Raw genomic sequence first — 22,510 nt, forward strand, 5'->3', positions numbered from 1 at the left:
TTCAGAAAACAACTATACTTTCCATTAGGAAATATATAGTAATCTCAACAAAGAATCTCACCTTTCTCAAAACGGGAAATAATCTTGGAAATAATAGAAACATGCTAATAACACTACCGTGATACAAAACAATATAATACTTCCAACTTTGTTTTCTTTCCATAATCTCATACCAATAACAAAGCCTTGCAAAATAATCACATAAAAACCAACTACTTTTAATGTAAATACCTCAAAAATAATTCCTAAAAAAACAACACAAAGACCTAGTAGATGGAAACTAGAGATCAACATTATTATTTTTCTAATTCCTTTGACTCTACTTTCCTTTACACCTTTTACATCCTTTTTAATAGAAAAGAAAACTATAAGAAGTAGTATGAGTAAAACAATGACTTGAATTGCTTTCATTTGTTTTTCACCCCCAAGGTATTTTCTTACATTTCTCAAAACGCCGTTTTACTAATATTTTTATATTAGTAATGATTTATTATTTATTTTACTTTACCTTACACAATTTATCTCATATTTTTCAAATCACATCTATTTTAATCAATCTGCATGAAACCTTTCACGATTTAGCCCAAATTAAAAATGGTTACCGCTTACTATGTATTTGTGGAGTCGAAGAAATATATAACTCATAGACTTAGTAATAAGGAGGTGTTCTTTTATGAAAGATACGGAGGATATCTTAAAGCAAGCTGATGTAAATAATGAAGCATTAAAAAAACTAATCGTCCAAAGAACAAGTTCTGGTAACAATGAAGCCAAAACTGTTGTTGACAATATGTTTAAACCTATTAATATTTCATCATCCTCTGCTGTTTCCACAGTGGTATCAAGTTATCTTACGATGTTCTCTGTACTACTTCAAAATGAAAGCTTTTTAGAAAAGCATGAAGAGTATGTACTTGAAAAAATAAATCAGTATGAAGAGATGATGTTACAGATTATAAAAGATGAAGAGAGGTACAAAGAGAAAACACTAAATCTCTTGAATCAGTAATTGATTTCTAATTGTGGTTATGAAAAAAATATTTAAAACACAGGAGGTAAAACATGGAAGAAAATATGAATAATGAATTAAGGAATGATGAGGATTGTTGTTCATCAGCTAGTGCAAATGAACAATCGGCTGCAGCTGGATCTGGAGGTCCAGATGGAGCCTCTTCATCTTCCTCAAGTGCTAGTATACAAGCGGCCGCTGCAGCAAGTGATGATGACGCATCAGCAGCGGCTGCGGATGCAGAAGCGGATGATTTTGCTGCGGCCGCAGCTGGGAATGAGGATGCTGATGCGGCTGCGGCTGATGCGGCTGCGGCTGATGCGGCTGCGGGACAAAATGCAGCAGCTGCATCAGGTGTTACTTCCTCTGCTGCAAGTTCACTTCATGCTTCTAGCGCTTCAGGTTCAGATGCGGATGCTGATGCCGATACGGACGCTGACGCCGATGCTGACGCCGATTCTGATGCTGATGCCGACTCTGACGCTGACGCTGATTCGGATGCCGACGCTGATTCGGATGCTGATGCCGATTCTGATGCTGATGCGGACTCCGATGCTGACGCTGATTCGGATGCCGATTCGGATGCCGACGCTGATGCTGACGCTGATGCCGATGCCAGTGCTGATGCTGATGCTGATGCCGATGCCGACGCCGATGCGGCGGCTGGAGATGCAACAAACCTTGTTATCCAAAACGTGACATCAGGTAATAATAGAGCGACCAACGACATTACAATTGAGTAAAAAAATTAAGGAGGATAAAGATGGAAAATAAAGAGCATGCAAATGATAATTATTGTTGCTCAGCAGAGGCTGGTACACAATCATCAGCTTCAGGCGCATCTGGCCCAGATGGGGCTTCCACAGCATCATCGAGTGCAGCAGATAAATCAGCTGCGGCAGCAGGAAATAATGATGCGAGTGCATCTGCAGCAAACGCTTCTGCTAGTCGTAACGCGGCTGCGGCAGCAAGTAACGAAGATGCTGATGCGGCTGCTGCCAGTGCAAATGCAAGTGACGGTGCTGCTGCTAGTGCAGGAAATAATTCTGCTAGTTCTGCTGGTGAACAGGCAGCTAGTTCAGCAGCAGCAAATGCCGATGCCGATTCGGATGCCGATGCCGATGCTAATGCTGACGCTGATGCTGATGCCGACGCTGATGCCAGTGCGGACGCTGACGCTGATGCTGATGCCGATGCTAGTGCCGATGCCGACGCCGATGCCAGTGCCGATGCCAGTGCCGATGCCGACGCGGATGCTAGTGCGGATGCCGACGCCGATGCCAGTGCCGATTCCGATTCCGATTCCGATGCGGATGCAAGTGCCGACGCGGATTCAGCTGCCGCTGCAGGCACAGCAACAAATATTGTAATTCAAAATGTAACTGCTGGTGATAACACAGCTAGAAATAAAATTAAAATTAAAAGACAAACCTCATAACATTTAGATTTTTTGTGATGAGTGAAACCATTACTCAGACTCAACCTAGCGTGAGAAAGCTACCCACCGCTATTTTTTACGCCATACCCCCATATAAAAATGAGTTTCCTAGTTAATAATTACTAGAACATTACTCTAAAGGTTTCCAAATAAAAAGTTTTTATAGGTTAGTAGAAACTCATTTTTTTAGCAAAGGGGTCTGAGATTTATCTAGCTAAGACTCTGCAATGGCTTCTTAGAATACCACTCACTTCAGCAAGTTGTGAGAAAAACACTCACTTCAGCAAGTTGTGAGAAAAACACTCACTTCAGCAAGTTGTGAGAAAAACACTCACTTCAGCAAGTTGTGAGAAAAACACTCACTTCAGCAAGTTGTGAGAAAAACACTCACTTCAGCAAGTTGTGAGAAAAACACTCACTTCAGCAAGTTGTGAGAAAAACACTCACAACTTGCTTTAAAAGACAGTGGAGGTTTCGCTCATTGCTAAGAGGGTGAGACAAAAGGTTTACCCCCTTTTGTCTCACCCTCTTTGATCAGTTTATTTAGCTGTATATACACCGAAATATTCATTTTTTCTTTTTTCCAACATATAATTATCCTCAATCGCCGTCTTCAGGTCATCCATCGTTTGTTTCAACATGATTTTTTGAAGCCATCCGAAAAAGAAATCATTTATCCTATAGTACATCTTTGAGTATTTCACTTCCGAAATATGTGTAATCACCGTTTTACCATTTTGTTCTCCCAATACATACGTAGAAATAAGAGTTCCATACGTAAATTCAGTGGACGCTACGGATTTATATGGTGGTGTATGTTCGATAATTGTAACTTCCAGCTCTATTTTCTTTTTTCCCATTTGATTGATTTGTTTATACTTCATGCCCGGATACATGTTATCCTTATCTTCTGGATTTTCATATTCATAACAAATTAATAACTCATTCCAGTTTTTCACTAACTCTTCTTCATTAAGGTGCCTATAAGAAAAGTGTATGGGTGCATCAACAACAATAGAATGTGAGTAAGTTTTCATATCTATACCTCGATTAATCTTGTCATATCTATCATTTTACAATGATTTTACATATGTTGAATAGTTATTTTTTACCAAATTATACATTTATTTCACTTTAGAGACATAACGATAAAGGGGAGAAAACAGAAGGAATTTCTTCCGTCTCCTCTTCCTAATCGACAAACAGCTACTCTCCACTATTTACAAATGCAACAATTGACTCAGCAAGTTCCACTGAGAACCCACCATCAATAGTTACCGTTCCAGTTGTAATGACTTGGCTTACAAGTGGAGAAGCTAACAATTCATCTCCTGCATAAAAATGGATCGATTCATTAACATGTTCAGTTGTAATTTCTTCCAGTAAAGTTGGGTCAGCGAATACTAGCTCAACAGCTCTGTTTCTAATTCCCTCTTCAAACGTTACCTCTGCTTCTCCTACTACAAGGTCTTGTTCCGTTGCAAGAATATTTCCTGAGTCATCTTTTAGAGAGATACTTGTAATCACTATGTCCGTTTCATCATTTGAAGTAACACTATCATTACAACCCGCTACTCCTACTGAAAGCAAAACAGCTAACATTACAAGAATAAACTTATTCATGAATAATCTCCTCCTATAGAATGATTTCATGACGTCGTTTCTCTCTTACCCCTATCTATATCTATAATAGTACCGAAATCCTAGCTTTTGTTATACGGAAAAATCTATATAATACACCTTGTAAATTTAAGAAAATTTAGTACAACTCTAAATTTTAAATGTTTTTCGACAAAAAGTTACGAAAACGGTTTAGTTTTTTGAATTCAGGGCCACATGATTGAAGACATGACCTATAAGGGGTCTATGCGACCTATTTAATTTGTTGACCCAAAAAAAAATCATTAAATTTTATCGAAATCAAAAAAAACTCTATACTGTCAAGGTTTTTTATTATTTTTGGAAGGACCACGGGGTTTCTTAAAACTTGAAAATACATTGTATTTCACCATACCAGATGTAATCGACACTCCTAGAAAAACAAGCAATCCACCAATTATTTGTTCAAGACGAACTGACTCTCCTAAAAACAAACTAATAATAGCAGTGAAAACTGGTATTAGGTTCAAGAAAACTCCAGCCTGGCTCGCTCCAATTTTTCGTACCGAAATGTTCCAAAACATAAATGAAAAAACAGATGGAAACAAAAACATATATAAAACACCAACAACTGTTATCGTACTGAGTTTTGAGAACGTTATGTCTTGAGCAAGTGCAAACGGTGCAAGCATTATCATTGCAAAAAGCGTAGACACTGCCGTTGCAGTTATCGGTGGAACTGACACTCGTTTTCCAACAATTGAATACAACGTCCAAACGACTACCGCTGCTACCATAATTAGGTCCCCTCGGTTATACTCCATCACAAACATCCCGAATATATTGCCTTTTGTAATAATAAGCAATGCTCCCAACATGGATATTGCTAAACCCAACACCTGAAAACGCTTCAACTTTTCTTTTAATAAAAGCATTGAGAAAAGAACAATGACAGCAGGATTAACAGCGCTAAGTAACGCTGCATTAGTTGGTGATGTATAATGAAGCGCCGTATATAACAGTAAGTTATAGCCGATGATTCCCAATAACCCAAGGACAATAAGAGGAATTATATTTGCTTTAATATCCTCCCATTTCGGCTTCTCAATGACTCTAGCAAGTGGGATTAAGATAAATAACGCAAGAACCCAGCGTGAAAATGTAATCCACACGGGGGATAATTCTTCGACAACGAATGTACCAAACACATAATTCCCTGCCCAAAACAATGTTGTTAACATTAGCAAAATCCATACATGGTACGTTTTCAATGAAATACCCCCTGTTATGCGTTATTACCATTATACAATAAGACATCTTATATATACTGGAATTATTATTCACGCTAAAATACGAAACCAAATCTCCACTTTACTCGTATTTAATGATAGAATATAAGAATGTAAAAAATGAAATGGGGGTTTACCAATGGGAAAAAGAGTCTTATTTTTCTTACTAACCAACGTCATGGTTATGCTTACGATTGTCATTGTATGGTCTATTATTTCTAGGTATACAGGTGGCATGACCGATGCACAAGGTGCCATTCAGTATGGACCATTAATGATTTTTAGTTTATTAGTCGGTTTTACAGGTGCATTTATTTCACTCGCGATGTCTCGCTGGGTTGCGAAAAAAATGATGAATGTACAAGTACTTGATCCAGAGGGTCCTTTGTCTCAACAAGAACGTTTTGTAGTTGAAAAGGTTCATCAATTTTCTCGCGCTGCAGGGTTAACTCATATGCCCGAAGTGGGTATTTATCAATCCACGGAAGTAAACGCATTCGCAACTGGTCCTTCAAAAAAACGCTCTTTAGTTGCTGTTTCATCTGGTCTTTTGACTACGATGGATAAAGACGCTGTGGAAGGAGTAATTGCTCACGAAGTAGCTCACGTGGCTAACGGTGATATGGTAACAATGACGCTTCTACAAGGTGTTGTGAATACGTTTGTTGTCTTCTTTTCAAGAATCGCAGCGATTGTTGTTTCTCGTTTTGTTCGTTCAGAATTACAATGGATTGTTCAATTTTTAGCGATTATCGTATTCCAAATTTTATTCTCTATCCTCGGAAGTATTGTGGTTATGGCCTATTCTCGCTATCGTGAGTTTCATGCTGACCGTGGTGGTGCGGATTTAGCTGGACGAGATAAAATGGCACATGCACTGCGTTCACTTAAAAACTATGTTGACCGTGCAACAGACAAACGCTATAGCGATGATTCTGCTGTACAAACATTAAAAATTAACGGTAAAGGTGGAATGGCTAAACTATTCTCATCTCATCCTGATTTAGATGAAAGAATTAAACGCTTAGAGGAAAGATAATATACAAAAACAACTGTCCATGAGGGCAGTTGTTTTTGTATATTATTGATTAAACGACCCTTGAATTTCTAATGCTTATCCTTTCCAACGTATTTCCCATAGTCAGGAATAGCGATGGTATCAAAGTCGCGAGCTAATCTTCCAAGATTTTCTGTAAGCTCTTCCCCCGTCATTGGCAATCCATGGCCTGTCACTGCAATAGTAGGATGTAAGGCTTCTAATTTTAGTACTGATTGTTTTGCAACATCCCAATCGGGAGTAAAATACCTTGGAGGACCACTAATTTCATGCTCTTGCATCATTACTTTGTAAAGTGACTCTTGTTTCACGGTTACAAAAGCGTCACCGGCAAGTAATGTTCGGTCTTCGTCCCTAAATAACGATATATGCCCAGGAGTATGTCCAGGAGTATGTATCCAACGAAACGAAGGAATATGAGGGATTGTCCCATCTTGTGGTAGAGGTCTCACAGAATCGCCTAGATTAATCGCTTCATTCGGAAACATCGAAGATAGCTTAGCAATCATCCCACCTTCCACTGTTGGATCAGGCTCTGGGTAACTCATCTTTCCTGTTAAAAAAGGAAGTTCTAATGGATGGGCATAGACTGGGATATCCCACTGTCTTATTAATTCGATAATAGAACCGACGTGGTCAAAATGCCCATGTGTTAAAATAATCGCCTTTGGACGACTTCCTTCTCCAAACTGTTCTTCGATAACCGAAATAATCTCTTCTGCCGAGTTAGGCATTCCTGCGTCGACAAGGACAAATTCATCTTTTGTGCCAATTAGTGCGATATTTACAATTTGTACCGTATAACAAAATAAATCTGGAAGTACTTGAATACCTACTCCACTACCTACCGATGAAGCTGGTATGGGCTTATAATCACTGCCATAACTCATATTCTCTTCCATTTACTTTCCTCCTCAAACTATGTTCAAGGATAGTGTCTCTTTTTTTTCTAAAAATACTTCAATAAAACTCACCATTGAAAAAAGAATTTTAAAGACATCGTAATTGTCGTATATGCAATCACACCAATTGAAAAAGTTAAAAAGTGTGCTTCATCATCAGGAGGAAGTTCATATTTTAGTACGTTTAAAATCATGGCTCCCGCGATAAAAGCAAAAATAATCGATTCCATGAGTGGGGATAAGGTGAGTGTTACACCTAATATCCAACCGGCTATAATCCCTAAAGCAAGCACATATCTACCTACAGAGTTATAGATATCAGCATACTCTCTCCATAAATCATGGGCGACTGCCACAAAATGAAGGCCAACCGCAAGTCCATAGAATACAGCTTGAATGCCTAAAACATTATGCGAGATCACCGTGTATGCAACCAACATATTATAAAACCCAAAAAATAAAATTTGCAACCAAAATAGCGTTCTTGCTTTATGTGTTTTATCATTTAGTTGTGCTTTACGAACGACTTTCTGGATACCATAGAATAGCAGAACACCTAGCAAGCCAATAAAATATAGTTCTGATTCCATTGTAAAATAGTCGCCATATTTTTTTACTAAAATTTGTTCCTTATGTAGTGTTGGTAATACATAGACAAAAACGTATGAAACAGCCAATCCTCCTGAAAAAGAAAACCATTTTAAGCGGTGAATCCGTTTAGAAGGAATGAGATTGTTTGCAAACAAGTGGATTAAAATAAAGGATATACCCATTAGTAACGCATCTAAAGACATACTTTTAAACTCCTCTATACAATTTCTTATTTAGAATTCCCCATTTACAAAGACATTACTAAATACTTCGATGCGCGGGGCCACTGTCCTCTATTTTAAACATCTCCCATACTGACTATTTTTCACAACATTGCTTCTCTTCCACTTCCTTGATTTCCACACTGCAACATGAAGATTTCTGACTTGATGGTTTTTTCTTTGTTATCCCTTTTATCAGTTTGTTAAACATAGTAACTCCCCCCTTTCAAATGAACGATTTTACAGTAAGTAAAAGATAAATCCGGAAATCGTCGACATCGTAATTACGGATAACACAAAGGTTACAATTAATGACTTTCTAAATATGGATTTTAAAAGGACTAGTTCCGGTAAGCTTGCCCCTGCTGAACTAATCATCATCGCCATAACAGGACCTATCGCCATTCCATTCATAAGTAATACTTGTGAAATCGGAATCATACTAGACAAGCGAATATATAAAGGAATTCCGACTATAGCTGCAACTGGAATCAACCACCAGGCTTCTCCTCCAAAATGTTCACTAATAAATTCAGCTGGCACAAGTCCGTGTATAACTGCTCCAATCGCTCCACCTAGTACTAAATATGGATAAACGGACTTTAGTAAATTAAGTGTCTCTTGCCAAGCATTTTTCCAAGCAAATTGTTTTTTTGTTTGATTGTACCCAGTCACCACCACTTGTTTAACAGACTTTTCAAACCCTAGCTTCTCTAACAATAAGCCAATGAAAAGACTTAAGCTGGCTGTAATGACCAGATAAAGTATTGTTACCTTCCATCCCATAATAACTGTCATAATTGATAAAATGGTTGGGTCTAACACTGGAGATGCAAACAAAAATACCATAACAACACCAAACCTTATTTGATTCTTCAACAAGTTAACGATAATTGGAATAGTAGAACACGAACAAAAGGGGGTAATGAACGCAAAAAACAAGGCAATCAGACCACCAATAAGGGGAGATGATTGTTTCAACTTTTTTTCAATTTTTTCATAAGGAATAGAGCTTTGTAAGATATGAAGTAAAAACGATATTCCAACGAATAAAAACGTTAACTTTACAACAATTTCTATAAAACTACGAATTGTTTCCACCATATGTAACCCTTCTTTCAATTTTTGTACATCAAAAATATTTGATGTAATATGCGAAAATATTGCCCCGCAGTTTATTTTGCAGGGCGAAATATACAACAGAGCTGTTCAGAGAGCAAATGGTCAATCACATCGGAATTGATATAATAATAATTCCATGTCCCTCTTTTTTCTTTGAGAATGATATCGGCATCTAATAAAATTTTCAGGTGATAAGACAATTTTGATTGTGGTAGGTCTAATACTTCTGATAAATCACATACGCATGTCGCCCCTTGCTTACATAGGTATGATAAAAGGTGTAATCGTTTTTGGTCAGCAAGTGCTTTAAAACGCTTTTCGTATAATGAAAAATCTTGAGAAGTTTCGTGTAATGGGATGTTTAATTCCATAATCATTCTCCTTACATCAAATTTATTTGATTTATCCTTAGTTTACTACCATAATTATGAAATAGCAATAGATAACATCAAAAATATTTGATGTTACGAGATGTAACATAAGGCGACAAAGGGGAGGCTCTTACATTTTACTATGCACGCACTCTTCGTCGCCTTTGATGTAGTAGTTCTATCGCAACCCTGCCGCACGTTCAATCTGAAGTTGATGTGCTGAATCTGCCCTGCCATCAACATGTCTTGTGCTGTTTGAAAAATAAACATCAAAATGTCCGGTAATACCGTTATTCGTAATGAACTGAACATCGTGAGGCATAAAGCTCATCGATGCAGCTAACCTTCTTCCATCAACTTCAATGATGACCGCTCGAGGCGTCCAAGAAAATCCACCCCAAATGGATCTGGCTATGTTTGAGTCAGCCACTGTTAATGTTTCCGAATCTGCATGGTTCGCTCCTATCGTTCGTTTGATTTGAAATCGTTGACCCGTTTCGAAATCAATAACGGTTGCTACTTTACCAATCGGAAATACATATTGAGCTTCTGTCCACCAATCTAATAATTCCCCGTGTCTTGCACTCACTACTGGTTTAACCGCTATTTGATGAACGGGAACAGTCAATTTTTGACCAATAGTTAATCGACTTGTCGATGTTAAATGATTTACTCTCATTAGTTCCGTTTGTGGAATTCCGTAACGTACACTTAAATCCCAAATCGTATCACCAGACACAACCGTATGTGTAATATGTGTTACCGAATTACTGCCGATCTGTGTAGAAGCATTAATTCCATTTGGGATTGTCAATACCTGTCCAATCTGTAACGTATCTGTTCGAAGGCTGTTCGCTGTTCGGATTGCATCTACTGTCACCCCAAACCGCTGAGCAATTACAGATAGATTGTCCCCCGAACGAACAGTATACATAAAAGTTGTTCTTTCTTCTTTTACCTGTGTTGGTGAAGGCGTTGGTTGAACAACACTTGAAGTTGGTGTTGTAGAAGGAATCGTTAACGTCTGACCAATCTGTAACGTATCTGAACGTAGGTGATTGGCTAGACGTATAGCATCAACGGTTGTTATATATTTTGAAGCAATCGACCACAGACTTTCTCCTGAAACAACCATATGAGTTAGTGTACTAGTTGGCGCAGGACCGTTTATGGATGTACCAGGGATTGATAATCTTTGCCCAATGTGTAATGTATCTGAGGTTAACTGATTCGCTTTTCGAATTGCTTCAACCGTTGTTTGAAAGCGTTGGGCAAGTGACCACAAAGTATCGCCTGAAACAACTGAATAAGAGGTTCCTGGACTTGATAAATTTGTTTGTGTTTGTGTGCTTGGTGTTAATGTTGTATTTGCATTAGGAATGACTAATCGTTGACCAATTTGCAACACATCGGACACTAATCCGTTCGCTGATCGAATGGCTTCGGTTGTTGTTCCATATCTTTTGGCAATCACAGAAAGACTATCGCCAGCTATAACAGTATAAACGGTATCTATAATTTGTATTTTCGATGTTGTGTTTTCTGAATTATTCGTTGGTGAAAACGTTGGTTGCGCTACATTCATGATAATAGGAATTAGTAAAGATTGACCAACACGGATAGTATCATTTGTGAGTTGATTGGCTTCTCTAATCGCAACAGACGTTGTCTGATAATTCCTTGCCAGTCCAGAAAGAGTTTCACCAGAAACAACCGTATGAAATGTCCTTGGGATCACTAGTCTTTGATTTACATGTAATGTATCGGACGTTAAATGATTCGCCCGTTTAATATGGTCAACCGTTGTGTTAAACGTTCTTGAAATCGACCAGAGTGTATCACCGGACACTACACGATAATGGATGTTAGACGACTCTGAAGTTTGAGTAGTTGTGGTTGGAGACTGAGCATTTGCGGATTGTGCATTCGCCACTAATGGAAGCGACGTCACAAGTACTCCACCCATAACCACTTTAATAACGGTAACTTTAAGTGTCGGGTACTTTTCTTTCAATATTTTTGAGGCAATCGTTCGTACACTCTGTTGTGAACGTGGTTTTGTACCAAGTTCATTCGCAAATTCCGTTAGTTGTTCATCAAGAAACAACACTAATGCATATTCGTTTTTTTGCTGATTCAATGGTTGGATTTCGAATTTATGTAAATTCATGATAGACACTCCTTTAACGATTGAATAACATCTGTCTATCACTAGTATGGATATTAGTTAAAGCATTGATGTATATGTAAAAGTTTTTAGGATTATAAAAAAAACGGCAAAGCCGTCTTTTACTAACAAACTGGCAAAGTTGCTATGACTTTACCAGTGTTGGAACACTACAGATTATGGTCTAATTTCCCATTTTGTAATATCGGCTATTACGTCCCCATTACCATGAAAAACAATTGATTTGTCTGCTTCCTCTGGGAACATTCTTGCTGAAAAAACTTCTTGTCCACCATTAATAAAGATTTCAATTGATGATGAATCTACAAAGAAAGAAATATGTTCAAGCGTAATTAATGAGCATTGTCTTTTTTCAATGTCACCCGTGACAAAGCTTACACGCTCCAATGTAGCTATTTGACTGTGACGGTCATACTTAAAAGTGACATTGTTTCGAAATGAGACAGCAAAGGTTTGAAAAGGATTATCTTTTATGGTGAGTTCAAGTTCTACACTTTCTCCATGTATGTCCTTTAACTCCATTTCTCTTTTATCAAATACAACAGACATGTATTTTACTTCATTTTTTCTCATCATTTTTAATTCTTCAACCGGTTGTTGAATGATTTTCCCATCTACTAGATGTAGTTCACGAGGAAGAGTCATACTATGGATCCACTTATGCTTAATTGTAGGATGAGCTTCTTCTCCTTGTTCAGGAACTCCCATCCAGCCAAACATGATTCTTCGACCTTTTTCATCTAAAGTCGTTTGGGGCGCATAAAACTCAAAACCGCGGTCTAATTCCTGAAAAGCACCATGCGTAAATGTGGCAGACTCATAATCTAGTGACCCCACAAAATAACCGGTTTGATACTTATTTTGAAACTGCATCCCTATTGGCGCTAATCCTTGGGGAGACACAAGCAAGATTTCTTTTCCATCTAACTCAAAAACATCTGGACACTCCCACATGTACCCAAAATTACCTACGTTATTTTCTTGTGAACCTGCAATCACTCCAAGATGAGTCCATGCTTTTAAGTCTTCTGATTTAAAAAGGACCGCTTTCCCTTGTAAATCTTTACTTTGGGCGCCAATGACCATATACCAATCCAACTCATGCTTCCATACTTTTGGATCTCTAAAATGAGCCGTGTAGCCTTCAGGCAAAGTGATAACTACCCCTTTTTTCTCAAACGAAACACCATCTAAAGACTCTGCCATACATTGATATGTTTCACGATTTCCTTGCTCATCTTTTACATTTCCCGTATAAAAAAGCTTCATTCTTCCGTCATCGACGACCGCACTCCCAGAGTAACATCCATTTTTATCAAACCAATCGGTAGGTGCCAATGCAATAGGCTCACTACTCCAATACACTAAGTCAGTAGAACTATAATGGCCCCAAAACTTAGCACCATGTCCTGTTTTAAATGGCATCCACTGATAAAATAAGTGATACGTTCCGTTCCACTGAATAAACCCATTTGGGTCATTTAGTAATCCAACAGGAGGCATCAAGTGATAATGAAGACGATGGTAATCACGCTCCACTGTTTGTTTATGCCTGTTTACTTCCTCATACGCTCGTTCAATTATTGAGTCTGACATTGGTTTCACCGTTCCTTTATTCTAAAAGAAAAAACCAGGTTCATAACCTCACCTGATTTCTCTCCTTTTTTACTCCGTTTCTTCTTTAAAGCCTAAGATCAGGGTTAATACAAATGCAGTCACTAGTGCCAACACAAAACCAATTAAGTAATGGACGATATTCGAAACGCCTAGTGGGGCTACAATCGCTAACATTGGAATCCCTGTTAAACCAAAAGCATTTGCTGCTACATTCATGAAGACCACATATCCTCCACCTACAGCTCCACCGATAAGAGCCGCAATAAACGGCTTACGATACTTTAGGTTAACCCCAAAAATGACGGGTTCAGTAATTCCTAAAAAGGCAGAAAGCGATGATGGTAAAGCTACTTCTTTCGTTTTTGTTCTTCTCGCTTTAAAGAATACAGCTAAACCAGCTCCACCCTGAGCAACATTGGCCATTGACCATATTGGTAAAAGATAATTAATACCAATCGCTGATATTAGTCCTGCTTCAATCGCATGGAAAGAGTGATGCACGCCCGTAATGACGATAAGTGAATACGTACCACCAAAAAGAATACCAGCTATAAATCCACCGTAATTATAGACAAAATTTAATATCGTTGTTAACAAGTCTCCAAAAAATAACCCTAGTGGTCCAATCGCTAAAATGGCAATGAAACCTGTGAGAATGATCGTTACAAAAGGCGTGACTAATAAATCGATTGCATTTGGTACGACCTTACGTAACCTTTTCTCGATAAAACTCATAATATAAATCGCTAATAAAATCGGAATAACGGTTCCTTGATAACCGATTAATGCAACCGGTAATCCTATGAAATCTAGATACTCCGGTTCAGCTTGTCCTAGACCCCATGGATTTAATAGAGCGGGATGGGTCATAATCCCACCAATAACAGCTCCTAAATAAGGATTTCCACCAAATTCTTTTGATGCACTTATTCCTATTAAGATAGGTAGAATGATAAATGCTGCACTTGAAAACATATCTAACAGGATAAAAAGAGCACTATCTGAGCCTACAATATTAAATGCATTTAACATCCCAAGTAAACCCATTAATAAACCACTTGCCACAATGGCTGGAATGATTGGAACAAATATATTAGATAACGTTCTCGCAAAGCGTGCAATTGGATTCATCTTCTTTTTTGCAGCTTCACTATGCTTAGTAGTATCCATACTTGTCAAGCCAACTTCTTTAGAAAACTCAGCATATACTTTATTAACCGTTCCAGTCCCAAAAATAACTTGAAACTGCCCAGAAGTAGAAAACGCGCCTTTTACTTCATCGAGTTTTTCTATCTCTTCTTTTTTTATTTTTGTTTCATCCTCTATGACCAATCGTAGCCTTGTGGCACAATGGGTGGCACTTAATACGTTTTCTTTTCCCCCAAGGAATTCAACTAACTTTTTCGCAATTTCTGCATGTGTCATGATGTCAATCTCCCAACTATAATTCGCGATAAATACTTTGAATATGTAATGTGATATAAGCGAGCTCCGATTCCGGAAACACGACTCCATATTCATTCTGTAAATACTCTTTTATCGTTACTGAACAGGCATAGGCTTGTTCATACTTTTTCTTAATTAATTCAAACATGTCATCGTCCATATCATGAGCATGGTGTGCCTCTTTTACTTGAAGTGCAAAACGAACATGGGAAGTTAAGCGTTGATATGCAATGCTATCGTGATTAATGGTTTTCTGAAAACGTTTCTCAATGATTTCAATGATTTCTTTTAAAATAGTTGCCTGTCTAACGGTAGTTTGCATTGAATTCAACGGTTCTTTTGCAGTATGGATATGAAGAGCTATGTGCCCTATTTCATCTTCTGGAATGAGGACACCTAGCTTTTCCTGAATCAATGACTTTGCCCACACACCAATTTGATATTCCTTTGGATATAGAGCTTTGATTTCATTAATTAATTTATTTTCAACGACGAAACCTTTTTCAATTCGTTCAATCGCAAATGATAAATGATCCGTTAAAGCGATATGAATATGACTATTCAACGGAACACCTAGCATACGTTCAGCATAGCTAATAATTTCTTCTGCAACATCAATATGAGAAAGGGGCAACGTCTGCAGTAGTTCTTGAAAACGCTCCTTTTCCTCTGCCATCACAAATACTTTTTCAATTTGTACAGCCGGAATTGAATCCCCTTTACGTTTGTTAAACCCAACGCCAGCACCCATTGCGATTTTTTCAATTTTCCCATCAACAACGATAACCGTATTATTATTTAATACTTTCTTAATTTTCACGCCTTCCACTCCTTCAAAGAGGGCACTTAACTTTTATGCCTTCATCTCGGTCTGAAGAAGCGCAGTCTTCCCCTTTTCAGCCTGAGATTCTGTTTCTCTTTCAATGCTTTCAACTGAATCACTATTTGTAATAACAACTGGTGTAATAGTACTTTTAGCTTTTTTGCTAATAAGATCTAAATCGAACGTTATCAACGTATCACCGACACGGACTTTATCTCCTTCTTTCACATGAGCTGTAAAGCCTTCACCATTCATTGATACCGTTTCAAGGCCGACATGAATTAAAATTTCTAATCCCGTTTTTGACTGTATTCCTACCGCATGTTTTGTATGAAAAAACTGAATGATTTTTCCTTCAACAGGTGATACTACGAATCCTTCACTAGGTACAATCGCGAATCCATCACCCATCATCTTTTGTGAAAAGACGGGGTCAGGCACTTCTTCTAGTTCTTTTACTTCACCTGTAAGTGGAGCAACAATCGTTTCTTTTACTTCTGCCAGCTTTTTCCCAAATAATTTTCCTAGCATCTTACTTCCCCCTTTGATTCTTAGATGTAATCATTTCTTGAACCAGGGCCACAACTTCCTCCGCCGTTGATAACGTTAAAGCCTTTTGAGCAAGGGTCGTAGTTTCTGCTTTAGATAATTGTCTCAATTGTGACCTTGCCGGTAAAATACTAGATGCACTCATACTGAATTCATCAAGACCTAATCCTACTAAAAGTGGGATTGCTGTTTCATCACCAGCCATTTCACCACACATCCCAGCCCATTTATTCTCTTTATGCGCTGCCTTAATGACAAGGTCTACTAATCGTAGGATAGCAGGGTTATAAGGTTGATATAAATAGGATACTTTTTCATTCATCCGGTCGGCTGCCATTGTGTATTGTATTAAATCATTTGTTCCGATACTAAAGAAATCAACTTCTTTGGCAAACACATCTGCAAGAATCGCAGTAGATGGAATTTCAACCATAATTCCGATTTCAATATCTTCTTTCACGTCATGTCCTTCAGAAAGAAGTTTATCCTTTTCTTCAAGTAGGATCGCTTTCGCTTGTCTAAACTCACCTACTGTTGCGATCATTGGAAACATGATTTTCAAGTTTCCATACACACTTGCACGAAGCAGTGCTCGAAGTTGAGTACGGAAAATATCCTGTTGCTCTAAACAAAGACGAATGGCTCTAAACCCTAAAAATGGATTTAACTCTTCTGGTAAGTGAAGGTAAGGAAGTTCTTTATCTCCTCCAATATCTAACGTCCTGACGACAACGGGTTTTCCTTGCATTTTTTCTAATACGATTTTATAAGATGTAAATTGTTCTTCTTCTGTAGGAAGCTCAGTACGCCCCATATATAAAAATTCGGTACGATAGAGTCCTACACCTTCTCCTCCGTTTGATAAAACACCGCTTACATCATTTGGTGTTCCGATATTCGCAGCCAATTCAACATGGTGTCCGTCCGCTGTGATTGTTTTCTCATTTACTAGCTTAGCCCACTCTTTTTTTTGTTCCTCGAACGCTTGTTTCTTCGCCTCATATTCTGTTATTGTCGATTGAGAAGGATTAATTATCGCTTCACCAGCTATACCATCAATAATAAGAAAGTCTTCATTAGTCGCCTTCTCCATGATACTGTTCGTGCCAACAATCGCCGGAATCTCCATAGAACGTGCCATGATAGCCGAATGAGACGTACGACCTCCTATGTTTGTGATGAACCCTTTCACAAAATTTCTATCTAACTGAGCTGTATCAGAAGGTGTTAAGTCTGTAGCAACAATGACTACTTCTTCAGATATTTCTCGTGGATTTGGTATTTTCACACCTACTAAATGTGATAGAACACGTTGAATTACATCACGGATATCCGCTGCTCGTTCTTTCATGTATTCATTATCCATTTGTTCAAACATCGTAATAAACATTGAAGCGATTTCATTTACAGCAAACTCAGCATTTACCTTGTCTTCGCGAATTTTACTTTTGATCGGTTCAATCAATTCCGGGTCGTTTAATACTAGTAAGTGCGCCGAAAAAATCACAGCTTTATCTTCGCCAAGCTCCTTTTGAGCATGGTCTCGAATGCTAGTGAGTTCCTCTCGCGAAGTGATAAGGGCTGAATCAAAGCGACCTACTTCTTTTTCAACATCAGAAACATCTCTTTTTTCAACATCAATGGTTATGTTCTCTAAACGAAATACTTTCCCCATAGCAATGCCAGTGGAAGCACCAATTCCATTCACAATTACTGATTCTTTAATTCCCATTATTCGCCCAGTCCTTCTTGTTTCATAACATCTTCTATTTTAGCTAAGGCTTCCTCTGCATCTGGTCCTTCTGCGGTTACTTTTATCTCAGCATCTTGAGGAATTCCTAACGCCATAACGCCCATAATTGATTTTAAATTAACCTTTTTAGATTTAAATTCAATCTCTATTGTTGATTGAAATTGCCCCGCTGCCTGCACTAATAATGTAGCTGGTCTTGCATGTAACCCAGAATCGCTAATGATTTTAAATGTTTTTTCTGCCATCGTAACCACACTCCTCATATTTTTCACTTAAAGTATTTGTTTCCGGTCCTAAACTGATACACAAAAAAGGCATGAGTAATCCATGGAAGCCTACAACAGAACACACTGTTGTGTCGCTATCCATCGAATTCACTCATGCCTGATCGAATCAGTAACACGTGAAACATTTTGTTAGTAATATTATATAATTATCGTATCATATTCAACTAGAATTGCAACTAAAAAGCTCACAATCCTAATGAAAAAACTGTTATAAAACGGTGTCCATTAACGCAATTGGATGCTCGTAATGTAATCTGCCGTATAGTCTTCATTTAATTTTTCGAAATCTAAGACCAAGCTTTGGTCCGAATTTTCACTCTTACGAGGGACACGAAAGCTATAATAAGCAGTTGAAATATCATTTGGTGCAAGTTCTAAAGAATAGGAAAATTCGCTCCCATCTTCCGATAAAACATCGACAAACGGATAGTAATCGTATACCTCATCTAACGTAAGTGTCACTTGTAATGGATTCTCATAGGCCAAATTTAGGTCTTCATTGGATATATTTTTTACGGTTGCTATCACAACTAAATATGTAAAAAGCTCATCTTCATTTAGATACCAAGCAAAATCACCATTTGGCGGAGTAAGATTGTCCGTATAAAAGTATTCTTCCAATTGAAACAACATGACACCATCAAGTTCCACAGACTCTTCTTCGGATATGCTTTTGTTCACCGTCGTTTGTTTTGGTGAAGGGTCTGGTTGACTTGGTTCACTATCATCAATTTCAACCGAAACAGGTGTTTCGTTCCTACCGTCCTCTTCCGTGTCATCTACCAATACTCCGACAATAAAGAAAAATAACAGTAATACAAAAGCGCTACCACCAATGATTTTCAATGGTTTCACGAGACAACCTTTATTTTGCTTACCTATCGGCTGTACACCAGACATTTCTATAAACATCTGATAAAAATTATTCGCTCTCTCCTCGGAAAGCCGGTTAATTTCAAATAAAGTTCCATCCTTCATTATTACTTCAATCAACCAACTATCTATACTTTCACCGGTATCATATTTATACAGACTTACAAATGAAGAATAAGGATAGTATAAACAAACAAAATCTTTCATATTACTTGGTCTTGAAATATAAATCACTTGAAGATTCGTAATGATAAACAAACCTTTTCTGTCTCGAAACGTACCTAAAAATGCAGTGATAAGATTATCCCTGCTCGTTAGAATGTCTACTAAACAATCTAACTCTAACTCGGATAAGCTTACCGTATTTCTTGAAATGGAATACACTACATCTTTTATTTTTTCGCGCATTAGCAACTTTTACCCCCTCCTTCATATATCTAATATATTGTGTTACGTGTTTTGTCAGTAGTAGAATAGGAACTTTATAAAATTCGTGTTTTGCAGGACTCAAACCTTCCTACTAAAGAATGAAAATCAATAATTACATCTGCTACTTTTCTACCAAAAATGTTATCTTTACCCACAAAAAAGTGCCTCAAGGTAAGGGCACTGAAAAAGTTCGGCTTTTAACTTTTACAGTACCCTCGAAGCAATGTGCGTAACTGTTGCATATTTTAAAAGCCTGCTACGAGTGGGTTTCTCGTAGCAGGCGGGCAACTGGTGGAGCCATTGCAACCATAATCAAAGGCCACTGAAAAAGTTGGTTTGTCCTTTTTCAGTGGCCTCCCTCAAGGTTTCTTCCCCCCCTTGAAAGCACTTTCACAGTCCTTCTATAAATTAGAGTTGTATACGCCTCTTAGTTTTACCTTATATGTGTTCCACCATTTTGCTATGATGCTCATGACCGTTTTTTTAGGTTTTGAAATCTTTGTATGAACATAACTGGTTCGGCTAGCTTCTTGGCAAAGGATACGTTGACTATTGACCTCTTCCTCGCCATCAATCCTTGTTACATAATGGTATTTTCCACTCTCGTTTTGCATTCGAGCTTTGCAGTTATCTTCTAACATCACATGTAATCCATCCAAAATACGTGTTCGTAAGTTTTCTTGTAATATTGGAAAGAGAATTTCAATACGGTTTTCCATATTACGCGTCATCCAATCCGCTGATGATAAAAACACTTTCTTATTTCCATTGTGATTAAAATAAAAGATTCTTGTATGCTCTAAAAACGTTCCGACAATGCTTCGAACGGTTATATTATCGCTAATTCCTTCGATACCAGGTCGCAGACAACAAATGCCACGTACAATTAAATCAATTTTCACACCAGCCATTGATGCCTCATACAGCTTTTTAATGATTTTTTTATCTGAAAGTGAGTTCATCTTTGCTATTATACGACCGTTTCCACATTTTTGGTGATATTGTATCTCTTCATCTATTAACTCAAAGAACGTATCTCTTATCCCAAATGGCGATACAGACAGATGAGTATAGGTTGGCTTTTCCATATATCCACTTAAGTAATTAAAAAAATCAATCGCATCAAGGCCTATTTCAACATTAGCAGTTAGTAAGCCCATGTCCGTATAAAATCTCGCTGTAGCATCATTATAATTGCCTGTCCCTAAATGGACATAACGAACAATTTTTCCTTTCTCCCGTCGAACGACAAGAGTGATTTTACTATGTGTTTTTAAGTGAGTTATTCCATAAATGACATGACAGCCTGCTTTCTCTAGCTCTCTGGCCCATTGGACATTGTTTTCTTCATCAAATCTTGCCTTTAATTCCACTAGAACTGTTACTTGTTTGCCATTTTCCGCCGCTCTTTTAAGACTCTTAATCACAGGTGAGTTACCACTAACTCGGTATAACGTTTGTTTAATCGCTAATACATCTGGATCAACTGCTGCTTTTGACATGAATTCAATGACAGGCTCGAACGATTCGTAGGGATGATGAAGTAAAATATCTTGTTTCGCAATTTTTTCAAAAATGTCTCCTTCTCCACGCAAATCCTGCGGTGGTTGAGGTATATAGGATTGAGAGCCAAGATGTTCATGAGTTGTTATGATACTATCACAGAACGAAGATAGAAATGTTACGTCTAATGGCGATTTTACTTGATACACATCGCTCTCATCCATTTCAAGCTCGTCCAGTAAAAAATTGATGACATCCTGGTCGCTATAATGGTGAGAAACTTCCAGCCTTACAGCCGCTCCCCACTTCCTTTTTTTCAATTCCTCTACAATTTCTTCTAGTAAATCTTCAGCCTCGTCTTCATGAATCGTTAAATCCGCATTGCGCGTAATTCGAAAGAGAGTAAGAGATTTCACCTGATACCCTGTAAATAACTTATGAATGAACGTTGAAATCACTTCTTCTAAGAGAACAAACACCCTCGCGCCTCTAGTAGGCACTTCAACAAAGCGGTCTAACACAGAAGGGATTTGAACAATCACTAAATGTCCATGTAATGGAAGAACCTTTTTTCTATCCTTAGAGTTTTCTTCTAAAACAATCGCAAAATTTAACGATTTATTTAATAACTTTGGAAATGGACGATACGCATCGATAGCCATTGGAGTTAAGACGTGAAATACTTGTTCATTAAAAAATGCCTCAACATAGGAACGACCCGTTAAAGATAAATCATTTATTGAAGTCATCTTTATCTGTTCACTTGCTAACAATGGAGAAATGGTTTCTAAAAACAATTGGTCTTGTTGTTCGACAAGTCCATGTGTTCTTTCACAAATTGCTCCTAATTGTTCTTTAGGTGTGAGGCCTGCTTTGTTTTCTGGCTTATTAAATCCAGCTTTCACTTGGTCTTTAAGTCCCGCTACGCGAACCATAAAAAACTCGTCTAAATTCGAACTAAAAATAGATAGGAACTTCAACCTCTCTACTAAGGAATTACGTGAGTCCTCTGCCTCTTCTAGTACTCTATGATTAAAATCTAACCAGCTTAATTCTCTATTATTGTAAAAGCAAGGATTGTCTAGCTTAGTAGCTTTACTATCTACAACAATTGACACTAGCCTACACCTCCTTCAATTATTTGTCACTTTATATTAAAAATACCATAAGATTATGAAAAGACTGTAAATCAAATGTAAATCTTTTGTAAATATAGTGAAGGAAGGTAACACATTCGTATTCAGTGAAATTAAAAAGCGATTACTTCAAGTAAGTAACCGCACAAGATGTAGACTAAAGACGGTTTTACTCAATTTGGAACCGTCCAAAGAAAATAGCCTTTTGTATATAATCTTGTCTCTATAATCCATAGTTTCCTCTTTATAGGCCTTCGTTTTAGTAATTGTTTATTCAAAAACACATTTCCCTATAAATGGTTCTTGT

General features: G+C 37.7%; 21 protein-coding genes. 4 read left to right on the forward strand and 17 right to left on the reverse strand.

Annotation, left to right across the window (positions count from 1 at the left end; genetic code table 11):
- Positions 1–66: 66 nt before the first annotated feature.
- Positions 67–411, reverse strand: a complete 345-nt coding sequence (locus BK585_RS12355; protein ID WP_078553718.1) for a hypothetical protein — start codon at positions 409–411, stop codon at positions 67–69.
- Positions 412–673: 262 nt separating this feature from the next.
- On the opposite strand from BK585_RS12355, the gene BK585_RS12360 reads away from it, so the two are divergent.
- The 3 genes from BK585_RS12360 (at position 674) to BK585_RS24040 (ending at position 2,447) form a co-directional block, all read left to right on the forward strand.
- A complete protein-coding gene (locus tag BK585_RS12360) occupies positions 674–1,009 on the forward strand; it encodes a hypothetical protein (protein ID WP_078553719.1) in 336 nt (111 codons plus the stop codon).
- Between the two features lie 153 nt (positions 1,010–1,162).
- The gene (locus tag BK585_RS23720) at positions 1,163–1,708 is read left to right on the forward strand and encodes a hypothetical protein (RefSeq protein WP_170885570.1); all 546 of its coding nucleotides are present in this window, start codon (positions 1,163–1,165) and stop codon (positions 1,706–1,708) included.
- A 64-nt stretch (positions 1,709–1,772) separates the two neighbouring features.
- Positions 1,773–2,447 carry a hypothetical protein gene (locus tag BK585_RS24040; RefSeq protein WP_170885571.1) on the forward strand — a complete coding sequence of 225 codons (675 nt, stop codon included), beginning with the start codon at positions 1,773–1,775 and terminating at the stop codon, positions 2,445–2,447.
- A 539-nt stretch (positions 2,448–2,986) separates the two neighbouring features.
- On the opposite strand, the gene BK585_RS12375 is transcribed toward BK585_RS24040, so the two are convergent.
- The 3 genes from BK585_RS12375 to BK585_RS12385 all read right to left on the reverse strand — a co-directional run bounded on the left by BK585_RS12375 (position 2,987) and on the right by BK585_RS12385 (position 5,317).
- A complete protein-coding gene (locus BK585_RS12375; RefSeq protein WP_078553721.1) occupies positions 2,987–3,484 on the reverse strand; it encodes an SRPBCC family protein in 498 nt (165 codons plus the stop codon).
- 169 nt (positions 3,485–3,653) lie between these two features.
- Complete coding sequence (locus tag BK585_RS12380; protein WP_078553722.1) at positions 3,654–4,070, reverse strand: hypothetical protein; 417 nt, start codon at positions 4,068–4,070, stop codon at positions 3,654–3,656.
- A 317-nt stretch (positions 4,071–4,387) separates the two neighbouring features.
- Entirely contained in the window at positions 4,388–5,317 is a 930-nt protein-coding gene (locus BK585_RS12385; protein WP_245805826.1) for a DMT family transporter, read from the reverse strand.
- Positions 5,318–5,474: 157 nt separating this feature from the next.
- Between BK585_RS12385 and htpX the strand changes: the two genes are divergently transcribed.
- The gene (gene htpX / locus BK585_RS12390) at positions 5,475–6,374 is read left to right on the forward strand and encodes a protease HtpX (protein ID WP_078553723.1); all 900 of its coding nucleotides are present in this window, start codon (positions 5,475–5,477) and stop codon (positions 6,372–6,374) included.
- A gap of 68 nt (positions 6,375–6,442) precedes the next feature.
- On the opposite strand, the gene BK585_RS12395 is transcribed toward htpX, so the two are convergent.
- The 13 genes from BK585_RS12395 to BK585_RS12455 all read right to left on the reverse strand — a co-directional run bounded on the left by BK585_RS12395 (position 6,443) and on the right by BK585_RS12455 (position 22,185).
- Positions 6,443–7,294 (reverse strand): MBL fold metallo-hydrolase, encoded by an 852-nt coding sequence (locus BK585_RS12395; protein WP_078553724.1) that lies wholly within the window; start codon positions 7,292–7,294, stop codon positions 6,443–6,445.
- 68 nt (positions 7,295–7,362) lie between these two features.
- Positions 7,363–8,088, reverse strand: a complete 726-nt coding sequence (locus tag BK585_RS12400) for a hypothetical protein (RefSeq protein ID WP_078553725.1) — start codon at positions 8,086–8,088, stop codon at positions 7,363–7,365.
- A 258-nt stretch (positions 8,089–8,346) separates the two neighbouring features.
- Positions 8,347–9,210, reverse strand: a complete 864-nt coding sequence (locus tag BK585_RS12405) for a permease (RefSeq protein ID WP_078553726.1) — start codon at positions 9,208–9,210, stop codon at positions 8,347–8,349.
- A 71-nt stretch (positions 9,211–9,281) separates the two neighbouring features.
- Complete coding sequence (locus BK585_RS12410; RefSeq protein ID WP_078553727.1) at positions 9,282–9,599, reverse strand: ArsR/SmtB family transcription factor; 318 nt, start codon at positions 9,597–9,599, stop codon at positions 9,282–9,284.
- 178 nt (positions 9,600–9,777) lie between these two features.
- Entirely contained in the window at positions 9,778–11,769 is a 1,992-nt protein-coding gene (locus BK585_RS12415) for a LysM peptidoglycan-binding domain-containing protein (RefSeq protein ID WP_078553728.1), read from the reverse strand.
- A gap of 174 nt (positions 11,770–11,943) precedes the next feature.
- Positions 11,944–13,383: a glycoside hydrolase family 32 protein gene (locus BK585_RS12420; RefSeq protein WP_078553729.1), complete on the reverse strand. Its 1,440-nt coding sequence runs from the start codon at positions 13,381–13,383 to the stop codon at positions 11,944–11,946.
- A 69-nt stretch (positions 13,384–13,452) separates the two neighbouring features.
- Complete coding sequence (locus BK585_RS12425; RefSeq protein ID WP_078553730.1) at positions 13,453–14,829, reverse strand: sucrose-specific PTS transporter subunit IIBC; 1,377 nt, start codon at positions 14,827–14,829, stop codon at positions 13,453–13,455.
- A 16-nt stretch (positions 14,830–14,845) separates the two neighbouring features.
- Positions 14,846–15,670 carry a PRD domain-containing protein gene (locus BK585_RS12430; protein ID WP_078553731.1) on the reverse strand — a complete coding sequence of 275 codons (825 nt, stop codon included), beginning with the start codon at positions 15,668–15,670 and terminating at the stop codon, positions 14,846–14,848.
- A gap of 33 nt (positions 15,671–15,703) precedes the next feature.
- The gene (locus BK585_RS12435; RefSeq protein ID WP_078553732.1) at positions 15,704–16,204 is read right to left on the reverse strand and encodes a PTS sugar transporter subunit IIA; all 501 of its coding nucleotides are present in this window, start codon (positions 16,202–16,204) and stop codon (positions 15,704–15,706) included.
- 1 nt (position 16,205) lies between these two features.
- Positions 16,206–17,954 (reverse strand): phosphoenolpyruvate--protein phosphotransferase, encoded by a 1,749-nt coding sequence (ptsP, locus tag BK585_RS12440; protein WP_078553733.1) that lies wholly within the window; start codon positions 17,952–17,954, stop codon positions 16,206–16,208.
- Entirely contained in the window at positions 17,954–18,220 is a 267-nt protein-coding gene (locus tag BK585_RS12445) for a phosphocarrier protein HPr (RefSeq protein ID WP_078553734.1), read from the reverse strand. The genes ptsP and BK585_RS12445 overlap by 1 nt, the downstream gene beginning before the upstream one ends.
- A gap of 267 nt (positions 18,221–18,487) precedes the next feature.
- A complete protein-coding gene (locus BK585_RS12450; protein WP_139367552.1) occupies positions 18,488–19,549 on the reverse strand; it encodes a DUF4352 domain-containing protein in 1,062 nt (353 codons plus the stop codon).
- Positions 19,550–19,965: 416 nt separating this feature from the next.
- Complete coding sequence (locus BK585_RS12455) at positions 19,966–22,185, reverse strand: RNA degradosome polyphosphate kinase (protein ID WP_281248904.1); 2,220 nt, start codon at positions 22,183–22,185, stop codon at positions 19,966–19,968.
- Between the last annotated feature and the right edge of the window lie 325 nt (positions 22,186–22,510).

The organism is Bacillus alkalicellulosilyticus, from assembly GCF_002019795.1.
Classification (GTDB): Bacteria; Bacillota; Bacilli; order Bacillales; family Bacillaceae_F; genus Bacillus_AO; species Bacillus_AO alkalicellulosilyticum.